This window comes from Paraclostridium dentum, assembly GCF_048568265.1.
Taxonomy (GTDB): Bacteria; Bacillota; Clostridia; order Peptostreptococcales; family Peptostreptococcaceae; genus Paraclostridium; species Paraclostridium dentum.
Map to the genome: position 1 here is coordinate 18,966 of NZ_CP183814.1, position 13,395 is coordinate 32,360.

15 protein-coding genes and 1 pseudogene are annotated in these 13,395 nt (G+C 24.9%); 10 read left to right on the top strand and 6 right to left on the bottom strand.

Annotation, left to right across the window (positions count from 1 at the left end):
* Position 1: 1 nt before the first annotated feature.
* Positions 2-1,324, bottom strand: a complete 1,323-nt coding sequence (locus ACN6I1_RS15480; RefSeq protein WP_419743371.1) for a sensor histidine kinase — start codon at positions 1,322-1,324, stop codon at positions 2-4.
* 415 nt (positions 1,325-1,739) lie between these two features.
* Here ACN6I1_RS15480 and ACN6I1_RS15485 point away from each other — a divergent pair, with 415 nt between their 5' ends.
* The 3 genes from ACN6I1_RS15485 (at position 1,740) to ACN6I1_RS15495 (ending at position 3,834) form a co-directional block, all read left to right on the top strand.
* Entirely contained in the window at positions 1,740-2,321 is a 582-nt protein-coding gene (locus ACN6I1_RS15485) for an accessory gene regulator B family protein (RefSeq protein WP_419743372.1), read from the top strand.
* Positions 2,322-2,346: 25 nt separating this feature from the next.
* Positions 2,347-2,472, top strand: a complete 126-nt coding sequence (locus ACN6I1_RS15490) for a cyclic lactone autoinducer peptide (protein WP_419743401.1) — start codon at positions 2,347-2,349, stop codon at positions 2,470-2,472.
* Positions 2,473-2,661: 189 nt separating this feature from the next.
* Positions 2,662-3,834, top strand: coding sequence for a S41 family peptidase (locus ACN6I1_RS15495; RefSeq protein ID WP_263346321.1), 1,173 nt, complete (start codon positions 2,662-2,664; stop codon positions 3,832-3,834).
* A gap of 95 nt (positions 3,835-3,929) precedes the next feature.
* On the opposite strand, the gene ACN6I1_RS15500 is transcribed toward ACN6I1_RS15495, so the two are convergent.
* From ACN6I1_RS15500 to ACN6I1_RS15510, 3 genes and pseudogenes are all read right to left on the bottom strand, one after another.
* A complete protein-coding gene (locus ACN6I1_RS15500) occupies positions 3,930-4,739 on the bottom strand; it encodes an FMN-binding protein (protein ID WP_419743373.1) in 810 nt (269 codons plus the stop codon).
* 297 nt (positions 4,740-5,036) lie between these two features.
* The gene (locus ACN6I1_RS15505) at positions 5,037-5,507 is read right to left on the bottom strand and encodes a hypothetical protein (RefSeq protein ID WP_394867110.1); all 471 of its coding nucleotides are present in this window, start codon (positions 5,505-5,507) and stop codon (positions 5,037-5,039) included.
* A gap of 104 nt (positions 5,508-5,611) precedes the next feature.
* Positions 5,612-6,486 (bottom strand): annotated as a pseudogene (locus ACN6I1_RS15510) (cation diffusion facilitator family transporter).
* Positions 6,487-7,405: 919 nt separating this feature from the next.
* Between ACN6I1_RS15510 and ACN6I1_RS15515 the strand changes: the two are divergent.
* The 5 genes from ACN6I1_RS15515 (at position 7,406) to ACN6I1_RS15535 (ending at position 9,642) form a co-directional block, all read left to right on the top strand.
* On the top strand, positions 7,406-7,831 hold the full coding sequence (locus tag ACN6I1_RS15515) for a hypothetical protein (RefSeq protein ID WP_419743374.1): 426 nt from the start codon (positions 7,406-7,408) through the stop codon (positions 7,829-7,831).
* 62 nt (positions 7,832-7,893) lie between these two features.
* Positions 7,894-8,403 carry a ClbS/DfsB family four-helix bundle protein gene (locus ACN6I1_RS15520; protein ID WP_419743375.1) on the top strand — a complete coding sequence of 170 codons (510 nt, stop codon included), beginning with the start codon at positions 7,894-7,896 and terminating at the stop codon, positions 8,401-8,403.
* A 50-nt stretch (positions 8,404-8,453) separates the two neighbouring features.
* Positions 8,454-8,735, top strand: coding sequence for a hypothetical protein (locus ACN6I1_RS15525; protein WP_021430971.1), 282 nt, complete (start codon positions 8,454-8,456; stop codon positions 8,733-8,735).
* Positions 8,736-9,007: 272 nt separating this feature from the next.
* Positions 9,008-9,400, top strand: a complete 393-nt coding sequence (locus ACN6I1_RS15530) for an alpha/beta fold hydrolase (protein ID WP_419743376.1) — start codon at positions 9,008-9,010, stop codon at positions 9,398-9,400.
* A gap of 11 nt (positions 9,401-9,411) precedes the next feature.
* Entirely contained in the window at positions 9,412-9,642 is a 231-nt protein-coding gene (locus ACN6I1_RS15535; RefSeq protein ID WP_419743377.1) for an alpha/beta fold hydrolase, read from the top strand.
* Between the two features lie 187 nt (positions 9,643-9,829).
* On the opposite strand, the gene ACN6I1_RS15540 is transcribed toward ACN6I1_RS15535, so the two are convergent.
* Positions 9,830-10,321 (bottom strand): DUF4829 domain-containing protein, encoded by a 492-nt coding sequence (locus tag ACN6I1_RS15540; RefSeq protein ID WP_419743378.1) that lies wholly within the window; start codon positions 10,319-10,321, stop codon positions 9,830-9,832.
* Positions 10,322-10,831: 510 nt separating this feature from the next.
* Between ACN6I1_RS15540 and ACN6I1_RS15545 the strand changes: the two genes are divergently transcribed.
* Positions 10,832-12,244, top strand: a complete 1,413-nt coding sequence (locus ACN6I1_RS15545; protein WP_419743379.1) for a metallophosphoesterase — start codon at positions 10,832-10,834, stop codon at positions 12,242-12,244.
* A gap of 311 nt (positions 12,245-12,555) precedes the next feature.
* Here ACN6I1_RS15545 and ACN6I1_RS15550 read toward each other — a convergent pair whose 3' ends face one another.
* Complete coding sequence (locus ACN6I1_RS15550; protein ID WP_419743380.1) at positions 12,556-12,723, bottom strand: hypothetical protein; 168 nt, start codon at positions 12,721-12,723, stop codon at positions 12,556-12,558.
* Between the two features lie 290 nt (positions 12,724-13,013).
* Here ACN6I1_RS15550 and ACN6I1_RS15555 point away from each other — a divergent pair, with 290 nt between their 5' ends.
* Positions 13,014-13,313 (top strand): hypothetical protein, encoded by a 300-nt coding sequence (locus tag ACN6I1_RS15555; protein WP_419743381.1) that lies wholly within the window; start codon positions 13,014-13,016, stop codon positions 13,311-13,313.
* Positions 13,314-13,395: the final 82 nt, after the last annotated feature.

Genomic DNA, 13,395 nt, shown 5'->3' on the forward strand with positions numbered 1-13,395 from the left:
TCTACTTTCTAATCTCAATGATTTGATTAAATACATCTTTTTCAACGCAAGTTTCTAAAGTTACATTATCTGAACTATTAATTATTTCTTTTAAAGTATTTAATCCTATTCCTCTGCCTTCACCTTTAGTTGAAAAACCTATTTCTTGAATTTTGTATAACTCGGGAACTTCATCTATACATTTATTAGAAACAATTATTAATATAGATTCATTTTTATCTATAATACCAACTTTTATATATCCATAATTAATATCTTTTTGTACTTCCTCAATAGCATTGTCAATTAATATCCCAATGGCCCTTACTAATTTTATGGGATTCATATTAATGTAATCTATAATTTCCAGAGCCTCAAATGAAGTGTTAATTCCCAACTCTTGTGAATATATTAATTTACTTGCAATTATACTTTTAAATTCTTTTTGTTTTAGATTGCTTAATTGAGATAATTTAAATGAATTTTCTGCTATAATGCTGGATGTAGGTTTTATATAATCATTAAAGTAAATCCTTAACTTATTTATGTTTTTATCTTCAATGTAACCTTCTAATGACATTAATATATTTTGATAGTCATGTTTAAATTTACGCATTTCACTATAGTTCTCTTCTAGTTTTATAGTGTATTCTTCCATTAATTTAAATTCAATTTCTCGATACTTATTTTCTGAATCTTTTTTTATTGTATATAACGCTATAATAAAAACTATAGTTGCCATAATAGCATAAATCATGAAAAAGAAACCGTTTGTCTTTTCGTTAATTCTACTTTTTACTATATATCTTTCTATAAAAATATCTATATAATAAATAAAAAAAGTAACTGTAGAAATTATTGAACTAACCCAATATATATATTTATTTAATCTTAGATGTTTTAAAATTTTATTATTGAAATATATTGATGTAATGCCTAATAAAAACATAATTAAAATTGATAAAGCTACATGAATAAATAGTTGTAATCTTGTATTAAGACATAATTTATTTGAAATAAATACAGGATCTAAAAAAATTGTAGTAATATGATCTGATAATATAAATATCATTAAAGATAATGATGCAGAAGTTAAACTTATACTTAACTTCTTTTGATTTTTAAGATTAATAATTATTAAAAATATCCAGTTTATAATTGTAATAGCTAACCCTATATACATATAAGCTACTGACAAAATAAATGATGTTAAAATACATTTTAAAAGTAATTTAGGGTTTCTTTTTAATAGTTTAAGTATTATTAAATTTAATATCATAGTAAATAGTTGTTGTAAAAATATTAATTCTAAATAGTTCTGTATGTATGTGTATAGTAATTTCAAGACATCACCTCAGATGTATATTTTTATATTTAATATGTCAAATCGTGAAAAATTATATTTATGACGCTAGTGAATCTTTATATAATAAATCTATAATACTTTGTTTTCTACCTAAATACTAAAATTTTTTATTATTTAACTTAATTCAAAATGCTTCAAATTCATACTTACTAATTAATATACAAAAAACTCTACTTCCATCTTATAGTGAATTATGAATATATATTCTATTATTATAATATTATATTTCTTCATATACAATAAAAAACAAAAGCTTTTATAACACATTTGATATCAAATGTGTTATAAAAGCTTTTATTTTTTTTAATTTATATATTATAACTCTATATTTAGACATATTTTAACTTATATATATTCAATATATTATAATAAATTAAATGAGGGGGTGCTAAATATGGAATCTGTATCATTGGAAGAAAAAGTTTCGAAAAAAATATTGAAATACCTTTCAATAGACAATCAATTTAATAAAATTGACCAAATAAAGATAAGCTATGGTCTTAGCATTTTTATTATTAATACCATCAAACTAATTTCAATATACTTACTTGCATATATCTACAATTGTATATATATTACATTTATAACTCATATATCATTTTATATAATAAGACGATATGCATATGGTGCACATGCTAAAAAAAGTTACATATGCACATTTTTAGGTATTTTTATGTTTGTAATTTTACCTAACTTTGTTTCTTATATATATATAGATACGAAAAGTTTAATAATTATAAATCTATTAAATTTTTTTATTTTAGGTATTTATGCCCCAGCAAAAACAAAAAAAAATACAATAGGAGATAATTCTAAAATTAAAAAATGTAAAATCAAAGCAATGTTTAATAATTTTTTAATTTTATTATTTATAATTTGGATAAATAATATTTCTATATCTGTATTAATAGTATTAGGTTCATCATTAGCAGTTTTATTAGTAACACCTATATCTTATAAACTTTTGGAGGAATAATGAAATGAAAAAAATAATAAAAAAAATGTTGCATAATAGAATTATTAATAATCTAATTTGTTTTATATGCCTTTATATAGGTAATTCAGCAATAACTCATTCTTGTATTTTATCTGCATATGAGCCAGAATTTCCTAAAGAATTGTTGTAATAAACTATTCTTCAAGAGTTCATTTCAACAATAAGTTAATTGTGCAATATTTGATAAAAATATTTAGTCTATATATAAAGGACAAAGTGATACATATAAATATCATGTATATATTTTTAAAAAATACGTTGATATTACTTATAATTATTACTTCTATCATCGAGTCCTCATAAATAGGAGGATACAATAATGAAAAAAATAAAGTATTTACTTATATTAGTTTTAGCAACGCTCTTACTAGTAGCTTGCAATAAAACTGATTTAACGACTGAAGAAAAACTTCAAGATTTTGAACAATTATATAATGAAATTACTGTTACCTATCCATATTTTGGATTAGAGGGTAAGATAACAAAAAAGCAATGGCTGGCAAATCATGATCGATATGAAAAAAGTATAATAAATACAGGTAATTTAAATTCTTTTTCTAAAGAATTAAACAATATAATGGGAGAACTCAACAACTATCACTCTTATATTGTAAGTAATAAATCAACATACGATAGCATTAAGTCTATAAGTGAGATGAGTGACTTATTCCCTAATTTATTTAATAAAAATACAGATAAAGCATATCTAAATATGCCTAAAAGAGGACCTTCCATACAAAATAGTAGTAACATTGTATGTTCAGATATTGAAAAAAACAAAATGGGATATATAAAAATACCTCAAATGAATCCAGTTGGTAGCTCAATTTCTGAAGATATGGACAAAATTGCTGATTATTTGAAAAACATACAAAACTATAACTCCCTAATAATTGATATTAGAGATAATTTAGGTGGATCAGATGAATATTGGAAAAGCCTAGTCTCAATAATAACTGACAAAACCTATAGCACTAAAGGTTATTTACTTTTAAATAATGAATCGAATAATATGAAAAGCTATATTAAAAACTTTGATTTTAATTTTAAGCCCATATCTGAATTACCAAGTGATATAAGAAAAATCGCTCCAAGGTATATAAATAATCTCAAAGGATTTGATGAAATAAATTTAAAAGTAGATGGTAAAGCTAAATACCCATTCAAAGGGAAAATATATGTGTTAGTAAATGATCAAGTTTTCTCGGGGGCTGAAACTTTTTCTATCTTTTGTAGAGATACAAAATTTGCTACTCTTGTAGGAAGTGAAACTTTAGGAGATGGTGGTGTTTCTAACCCACTATGTATTAACTTAAAATATAGTGGCCTTATAGCCATAATATCTTCAAATATGTTTATGAGTAAAGATGGAATTGTAGATGAAGAAAATCCAGTTCAACCAGATTATTACGTAGAAGATACGTCATCAAAAGACATATTGAAGTCAGATGAATGTATTGATAAAGTAAAAAGTCTAGAATCAATAAATTAGAAAAATCTTTCGAGAAAATATGTTTTACAATATCAATATTAAATAACTTTGTTGTATTTATAATCTTATGTAACTTAAACAGGCGATAATAAATTTTACTTTATTATTGCCTGTTTAAGTGCATCTTTTACTGCATTTACAATTCCATTAGAAGTATATGTTGCTCCAGAAACTGCATCAACTTCTAATGATTGATTTTGAATAATTTCATTTGGAATCATCGCCATTGGTCTTTGGTAATGTTTCTTTCCTTCTTCATTATGCTTTACTATTTTTATATCGCTTACTTTGTTTTCATTTACTTTTATTTCTACTGTAAGCCCTGGTCCATAACCATCTGCAACTCCAGTATATGTCCCATCCTTGAATTTATATTTATCTAATGATCCATTTATATCTGTTAACAAAGTATTTTCATATCCACTAGTACTAGTTTGATTATTCTCTTGAATTCCATAATCTATTTGTTTTTTATGTTGAAGTATATTTGTTGAAATTTTATTATCAAATATTTTTACATCAATTAAATGAAACCCTAATGTTAATAAAAATATTAAAGTCAAAACTCTGTGATATTTAATCCAATTCCCTTGTTTTCTTAGTATTTTTCTAGTCATCCAGCTTACACCAAGAATTATACTTATAACCCAACATATGGTTCCTGTATTTAGACTTATTACTGATTTACCTGAAAATATCCCATGTATAAGACCTGTTATTACAAGTGATATCCCCATTAGCTTGTGAGTATTTGCCATATATTTATTTAACTTTTTTAATTCATCTCTGTATATTCTACTTTTTTTCATCCCTATTCTAACAACGAATTTACATGTTAATATTAACCCAAATGCCACCGACAACCATGCAAATCCCTCATTTAAAATTTTATGTATTATGTCCATATATTAATTCCTCCGTTGCTCTATTATATGCTAGTTGTATCTTTTCTCTAATGATTAAATATTACTCCTAAAAGGTTAATTCTACATTAAATCATAATTAGGTTAACATTAAAGTTTAATTAAAATTTATTTTAATTAAAGATATTATTATTTAAAGCAGCAACTAAAGTTTATCCTTTTAAAATACAATAAAAAAGCCAAGTTTGTAGGCTCAAACTTGACTTTTTTATTATCTAAATATCATTGTAACAATTCAATTGCAATTGCCTTAATTTTGAATCCATATCTTTATTTAAACTATTTTGGATTTTTTAGCACTGTTGTATATATATAATTATATAAATTAGCATGTCTTAATTCATCTGTTAATATATTAAATACATTATCTCTATAGTATAAATTCGGCATTCCATTCATTATTTCTCTATATCTTTTAACAGCATTTAGTTCTCCATTAAGAGCTTTAAGTATACCTTCTGTAAAATTTTTAGGTGGTATAAACTCAGTTTCTTCTGGCTTTGCATCTAATCCAGTTAATTGCTTATACATTATCTTAAATTTTTTATTATGAGATTTTTCATCTTCTCTTATTGATTCAATAGTATCCTTTATAGATTTTGATTCTTCTTGAGTTAAACTATCTGTAGGTATATTGTTTATTAACCATTCATAAAAAAGTGCATCTGACTTTTCACCTTCTACAGATTGTTGCATTAAATTTAGCGATTGCATAAATGATTTTGATGTTGGGTAATTATAATTAAACAACTAAAACGCCTCCCTTAAAATGATACATTTCTATATATCTTATTCAGGATATGACAATAGTGTTCTTTATTTTACATACAACTTATAAAACCTTACTAATCTCTCTATTTTTTATCATAATAAGGCTCAATATGAACTATAACTTGAGCACTTTTATTAATTTTTTTTTTATAATCTCCTCAATATCGTGAGTTAGCATATGAGAATCTTCTACTGTAATTTTAGGTTCAACTAAAATATGCATATCAATATAAACATTATTTTCGCTACCTCTACTTCTTATATTATGAACTCCCTTTATAGATTCAAATTCTTTAATAACTTTCTTTATGTCATCTTCATCTATTACTGCTTTATCAACTAATACATCAATAGTTGATTTAAATACTTCATACGATGCGTGAAGTATAAACCCTGCAACAATTAAAGATGCTATTGGGTCAATTATAGCTGGAAGGCCCCGTTTCACACCTACTAATGTCATTAAAACTCCTATAGATACAAATATATCACTCTTTGTGTGAAGTGAGTCTGAAACAAGAATATAACTATTTAATTTTTTACCTATTCTATATTCATAAGTACATACAAGTATATTAATTATCAATGTAATAACTAAAACTATTAAACTAACCATAGTTATAGTTGGTTCAACTGGATTTTTAAATCTTGAAAGTGCTTCTATAATTATTTTAGCTCCTAAAAAGAAAAGCATCCCTCCAATAAAAAGGCCTGATATAACTTCAAATTTATTATGCCCATACGGATGTTCTTTATCTTTTGGTTTTGATGCAAATGAAATACCTATAAGTCCTACTATATTAGATGTTCCGTCTGATATAGAATGAAATCCATCAGCTGTCATACTGGCACTTTTAATAGAAGTACCTATCAAAATTTTTAATAAGGCTACCCCTAGATTTGCAAATAATATTACCCATAAAACTTGTTTAACTTTCTTGTAATTAGTATTTACCATAATTATCCTCCTAAAATTAAAAATAAAAAAATCCATGGAAAAGTTTTTTAAACTATCCCATGGATTCATGTCCATTGCTATAAAAGCCCAGCAATAAATTTATTGCCTGATTTAATTATTGTATTCTCTATTTAACATTAAGATACATTCTATCAACTTAATTTATGCAAGTCAATATTTTTTTAGTTTTAAAAAATCTTCATATATCCATATTCATTCACTATGTAAGTATTTTTCTAATATTAATTAACACTTAAATAGTTCATTTTAACTGATATAACTCTTAATAAATAATTCATCAAGAAAATTGTAGCTATGTAATAACATATAAAAATACCTATACTGTTAATAGCCATTACACTCTCAAAAACTAGTAAAATACAAGTAGTTATAGAAAACAATAATTGCAAACTATAATAAGAATCCTTTTTAACCTTCATATTCTCATCATTTTTAGTGTAAATAATAATTTTCTTTTTATATGATATTAAACTATATATAAAAAGAGCTAATGGTATTATAATTGCTGAAATCACAAGTAATGTATATTCTATCTTAATCCCCCCCTAAATCTTTGTTTATTTAATTATAACAGAACTTAAAGTTAAAAATGTTCACGATACCATATTTGATATTCTAACTCCAAAATAACAATTCAGAACTTTATAAATTAAACATATACTGTATTAAATATATTTATTCACTCATTTATGCTGATTGGAGCTTTAATTTTTAGTATTGGATTAATATATTTGTTCTCTATCGAAAGTAATAGATTTAAAAAATAACTGCTTTAGTTGCTATTTTGTTAAACTCTATGTATATATACAATAGGAATTCTTTGAAAGGTTTTAGTTGCAACCAGTAGTTATAAAAAGTAAAACAAGTATTATTTATATTTTACGAAGGGATAAAATTAATGAAAAAGATAATTACAGCTATTTTACTATGTATGTTTTGTATTTGTATAAGTGGATGTAGTAACGATAATCAAAAAACAACTTGGAATATGAGATCTATTCAAGATAATAATGGAGAAGTTATTTATTGTTCAAATAAAAGTAAAGATGCTTTTCCAAATGCTATTGTCAAGGATATTGTCTGCATTTTACAAGGTTCTTCTGTTACTATTACAGATAAAAGTAGCGACAATAAATGGATTGGAAACTGTACAAAAATGGATTCTTCTCAAGATATTTACGAAGTAATATTTGATAATAATAAAAAAGGTATTTTGAGTAAAAGCATTACTAAATATAAAGATAAAACAAAGGAAAACACATTGGTCGTTTCCTGTGAGGGCTACACATTGTACTTTACTGAAAATACAGATGAAACAAATTGAGATTAAGTTAGTAATTACTATATAATATAGGTAAATTTGAATTTTAAAAGGGGAATTGTAAATTGATAGAATATAAAAATAGAGAAGAATTAATTTTAGAAATTTCAAATCGTTCAAAATTATTCATAGGAGAATTTGATGGTATTAATGAAAAAGATAAAGACAAATTAATTTATGGAGTAGATAAAACCCCAGCTCAAATGATTGCTTATCAATTAGGATGGATGAATCTTATTCTTGATTGGGAAAGTAAAGAGCAGCAGGGGATTACTGTTATAACCCCAACCACAGACTATAAATGGAATAATCTTGGTGGTTTATATGAGAGTTTCTATAAGAAGTATGATGTATATACTCTAACAGAGTTATGTGCTATGTTTGTAGCCACAGAAAAGAAAATTATACAATTAATAAATACATATACAGATACCGAATTGTTTCAACAAGGAGGAAGAAAGTGGTCATCATCAACACCTTCAAATTGGCCAATATGGAAGTGGATTCATATAAATACTGTTGCACCTTTCAAGTCATTTAGGACAAAAATACGAAAGTGGAAAAAGTTACAGTAATAGTAAAGTTAATGAGAAAATATTATAAAAACAACTAGTAGGTGAGTATATTGAGAAACGAAGATAAAATCAAATCTATAAAATATTCTATAAAAATACATAATAGAAATCGCCTTATTAATTTAGTATGCACTACATTAATTTGCTCTGGACCTCCATTATGGTTAGTTTTAAGAATTTATGATAAAGATATAGAAAATTTAATGAATACTGCTGTAATATCCTTTTTGACTTTAATTTATATGACTTTTATATGGTGTCATTTTTTCTTTACTAGAAAAGAAACTAAACAATTACATGAAGATTTATTAAAAGAAGTAACAGGAGACTAATTAATTAGTCTTAAAGTTTATACATATTTTCAATAAAGTTAAAGCCCTTAAAATCCAAGTAAATGAATTTTAAGGGCTTTTTAATAGATATATTTATTTGAATTGTTCTTAGTTTAAATATAAAATAAAAATAATATTTAAACTAAGGAGATTTAAAGTGAAAATAGAAAGATTGATAGGTATTTTATTTTATATTCTTAATAGAGATCGTGTAAGCGCTACCATGTTATATGATATAATATAAATATGAATTTCGTAGGGGGAACTATACAATGAAACATATATTAATTCATGGGCTTGGACAAAAAGCCTCGAGTTGGAATGAAACTATTTCTTATATGACAGGCCAAGATACTATTATTTGCCCTGAGTTATCTTTATTTATTAAGGAAAAAGATGCATCATATTCAAATCTATATACAGCTTTCTCAGAGTATTGTAATAATATTTCAGGACCATTAAATCTATGTGGACTTTCATTGGGAGCCGTACTTGCATTAAATTATGCTATAGATAATCCTAAAAAAGTTAATTCATTGGTATTAATAGCAGCACAATATGAAATGCCAAAAACATTGATTAAACTTCAAAATATTGTTTTTAAATTTATACCAGAAAAATCTTTTAAAAGTATGGGATTGAGTAGGATGATTTTATTAAATTAACAAGTTCAATGATGAACTTAAATTTTAATGAAGATTTAAATAATATTTTATGCCCAGTATTGCTTATTTGTGGAGATAAGGATAGCCCAAATAAAAAGGCTACAAGAAATTTATATAAAAGTATATCCCAGGCAGAAATTATATTTATAAAAGATGCGAAACACGAAGTAAACAATGATAATCCTAAAGAATTAGCAGAAATACTTAATGACTTCCATAATAGATTTTGTAGATCTTTTTAGTACTTTTTTAAATAAGTCGTTCACCATATTTAGAATAAATTCAAAGCCCTTAGAATCTAAACAAATTGATTCTAAGGGCTTTTTTACTAGTACTCTTAAAAAATTTTAAAAGTGCAATTTATTTTATTTTTAATAAGTAAACTTATTTCTTTTTTCTCAATTAAAATATTTTAAATATATTTAACTTCTAATATCCGCATGATATTATTTTATAATCTCCATCTTCATTCTTAATTAAAGTATATTTTAGATAATTTATACCTGATTCTTCAGGTTGATTTTCAAATAAGTATTTAACTTTATATTTAACATCCAGTGATTTTCCCTCTTTAAAGTAAAGATATTTTCCATTTTTCAACCTACCTTCAACAGTTTTAAATGGAACCTCTTCTGAGTCTAGATATTTGATATATATTATATCATCAAACGTTCCTTTCGCTGGACCATCAAAACCTATATAACTATAATCATAACCATCCATATTAAATATACATTCGTTTATAAGATCTAAGTCTTTTGTATTTACTGCATTTATATATACTTCCATAACCGATTTGGCATCTTTTTTCCAATCTATAGGCAAACTTTCCTTATCAAAACTTTTATATTTCACCTTGAAAAATATAAAACCAGTTAAAAAAATTAAACATATTAAAAAAATTTTTATGCTGTTTTTCATAAAATAAAGTCCTCATTATTATCTCATTTTAAGTAATCTTATGGTTTGAAATAAATCTAGCCCCCATAAATTGTCCTACTTTAATAACTTTCATATTATAGCAAATATATAAATTTAATTTTTAAACTTGGAATGAAACATATAAATTCTGGACTAAAAGATAAGTAGTCTTAAAATTTCACTTTAGATAATAGGGTTAATGCCCTTACCCATCTATAGAAGACTTTATAGATTTAAAGGTCCGTTTAAAAAGTTTATTGGAAACATTAAGGATTCAAGTATTCTTGTAGTGGATGAAGATAACATATGAATACGATACATACTAATAGAAATGACAAGTTGGATTAAAGATAAATTTGATTTTCCTTCTAACACTAAGTACAAGTATGAAAGAAATATAATTATATTAGTCCTAAATAGTCCTATTTTAGTCCAAGTTTTATAAACCACATAATATTATATGTTAAAATATTCCAGTTAACACAAAAGACAAAACTAGTGGGGGATCTGATGAAAGAGAGATTAATAATAGGATTTTTAGGGCTATTTATTTTCTTAATGGTAGGGTGTAGTTCAACAAAAAGTTCAGAAGTAAATATATTGGCAACTTCCGATTTACATGGATTTATGCCTTATGAGTTATCTTCTTATATACAAGGTGAAAAATCGAAAGATAAAAATACAATTGTAGTTGATGCAGGAGACTTTATAGATTATGGTAAACCTGGTTCAACTATGGATAAATATTGTTTTGATAGAGACTGTGATGATGATAGGAATCATAAATATGTAGAATTTCTATTTGCAAAAGAAATGAAAGAAATAGGTTATGATACTGTAGTGCTTGGAAATCATGAATTTCTATTTAATAGCAAAGCTCAACTAGATGATATAGTTTCTGATTTTAAAAAACAAAATATTGATATATTATCAGCAAATACTCATAAAAAAAATGGTGATAACTATTTAAAACCTTATACAATTAAAAAAGTTTCTACTCCTGATGGAGATGTTAAAATAGGGATTTTAGGGCTTACTGTAAAAGAAGTAGGTCAAAGATATGAAACGTTAAAAAATGGTACTGTTAAACCTTTAGGGGATGGATTAAAAGAGCTAGATGATTTTAATGGGTCATTGTATATGAGTGATTTAGTTGAAGAGGCTAAAAAATGGGTTCCAGTTATGAAAAAAGAAAATCCAGATATTATATTAGCTGTTGTTCATTCTGGAGAGAAGAAAAAGGGTGATAAGTTGCCTGAAAATAGAATACAAGAATTAGCACAAGAAGTTAATGGGATAGATGCCATAGTTGCAGGACACACTCATAAAGATTTTGATCAACATAATTACAAGAATAAATCTGGTGAAAAAGTTATAGTAACTCAACCTGGAAAATATGGAGAAGCCATTTCTAAAATTAATTTCCAATTAGAAAGAAATAATAATAAATGGGATATAGTAAAAAAGTCCAGTAAAGTAACTAAGTTTGAAAAAAGCCAAGAAGATAAAAATTTTGATTTACTTTTTAGAAAACTAGTAGATACCTCTTTGGAGTTTGAAAAAAATCCAAAAGATAAATCTTATAAAAATCTTAGTTTAAGCAAATTTACTCCGTTTAAATGGGATAAAGCCTATGTATTTGATACAAATACTTCTCCTGAAACAATATATAAAACAATAGGTTATAAGTGGAAAGATATAAAGAAAGCTGAAAGTGAAGATATGGTTCAAATGATATTTATGAATAATAAAAAGGTTGTCTGTCAGCTATATGGTTATGAGCAATTACTGTGGGCAGATTTTAATTTTGATAAATCTGAGTTTAAAAATGGGTTTGTAACTATATATCCTAATATTAATGATAAATTTGAAGTTACACTAGATAAAGTGTGGTCTTTTATTAAGTTAAAGCATATAAAATAAAACAACTTATATATTAAAGCTACATTGATATATAGGAGATACCTTATACAAGGAGATTTTAAATGATTCTTGAAAACAAAGATTACGAGTCAAAAGGTATTTGAAAACAAATTTATAGTTTATTTGAACAATATTTACAATCATCAAATTCCAAATCTATTAGAATTGATATAGTAAATAATTATAATAAAAATATTGCTAAACTAGTAGTTAAACTTAAGGTAAAGTCAATGCCATTAGAAGCCAAACAAATGGATTCTAATGGCATTTTTGCTAGGTATATTTAAATATGTTTTAAAGTGTAATTGATTTTATTTCATTAACTTTAAAATTACTTGTTGTGTTGGAACAATGTTGTTTATATTCCACTCATTTACCATATACTTTTCGCCGTCAAGAATTATTGTATCTTCATCTACTAAATAACATTCATATCCTTTATTTATTAGATATTCATATGTAGGATTACTTAAATTCATTTGGGTTCTCTGCTATAAACTCTATATGACCGCATTTAGCACATACATAACATAAAGCGTCACTTATCTTTTCCCCTTTAAATGTACCTTTTCTCTTTGTTCTTATGTATGGTTTTACTCCCAAATAAACCTATCTCAATCCAATTTCAATATTTTTTATTAGAACTTTTATATAATTTTAACTAGTCTTTGAAAATTTAATAAGGATAATACAAAATATATTTTAATCTGGAATTATACAATAAGGTTTCATACTTTGAGATTTCAGTTTGAATGGAGGAAATTTAGAAATGAGTAAGTATACGTATTGGAAACTAATAGATTGGATTATAGGAGGAATTGGACTTATCTGTATATATTTAGCTCCTTCACAGTTTTTTGAACCCAATCTATATGAACCAAGTCTATATAGTAGCCCCTATAATATTCCTCAAAGGATAGTAGGTATATTTTTGATATATTGCTTTTTATCAGTAATATACTGTGTGATAAAGAAAAAAATAAATATGGTAGTTCATTATAGTTTAATAATAGCCATATATATAGCAATTACTGTACTATATGTTATTGCAGTTCAATCAGGTATATAAAAAATATAATAATAATTTTAATGTTATTAAGTTTATTCTTTGTAATAAATCAGTTTATCTACTGCTATATAAAATAAAGAAT

What these genes read in the sequence shown, in the direction of transcription:
- ACN6I1_RS15515 (WP_419743374.1), top strand. Translation starts at nt 7,406, where the DNA reads ATGAAAAAGATAATTACAGCTATTTTACTATGTATGTTTTGTATTTGT.
- ACN6I1_RS15555 (WP_419743381.1), top strand. Translation starts at nt 13,014, where the DNA reads ATGAGTAAGTATACGTATTGGAAACTAATAGATTGGATTATAGGAGGA.
- ACN6I1_RS15530 (WP_419743376.1), top strand. Translation starts at nt 9,008, where the DNA reads ATGAAACATATATTAATTCATGGGCTTGGACAAAAAGCCTCGAGTTGG.
- ACN6I1_RS15495 (WP_263346321.1), top strand. Translation starts at nt 2,662, where the DNA reads ATGAAAAAAATAAAGTATTTACTTATATTAGTTTTAGCAACGCTCTTA.
- ACN6I1_RS15545 (WP_419743379.1), top strand. Translation starts at nt 10,832, where the DNA reads ATGAAAGAGAGATTAATAATAGGATTTTTAGGGCTATTTATTTTCTTA.
- ACN6I1_RS15490 (WP_419743401.1), top strand. Translation starts at nt 2,347, where the DNA reads ATGTTGCATAATAGAATTATTAATAATCTAATTTGTTTTATATGCCTT.
- ACN6I1_RS15500 (WP_419743373.1), bottom strand. Translation starts at nt 4,739, where the DNA reads ATGGACATAATACATAAAATTTTAAATGAGGGATTTGCATGGTTGTCG.
- ACN6I1_RS15540 (WP_419743378.1), bottom strand. Translation starts at nt 10,321, where the DNA reads ATGAAAAACAGCATAAAAATTTTTTTAATATGTTTAATTTTTTTAACT.
- ACN6I1_RS15535 (WP_419743377.1), top strand. Translation starts at nt 9,412, where the DNA reads ATGAACTTAAATTTTAATGAAGATTTAAATAATATTTTATGCCCAGTA.
- ACN6I1_RS15485 (WP_419743372.1), top strand. Translation starts at nt 1,740, where the DNA reads ATGGAATCTGTATCATTGGAAGAAAAAGTTTCGAAAAAAATATTGAAA.
- ACN6I1_RS15550 (WP_419743380.1), bottom strand. Translation starts at nt 12,723, where the DNA reads ATGAATTTAAGTAATCCTACATATGAATATCTAATAAATAAAGGATAT.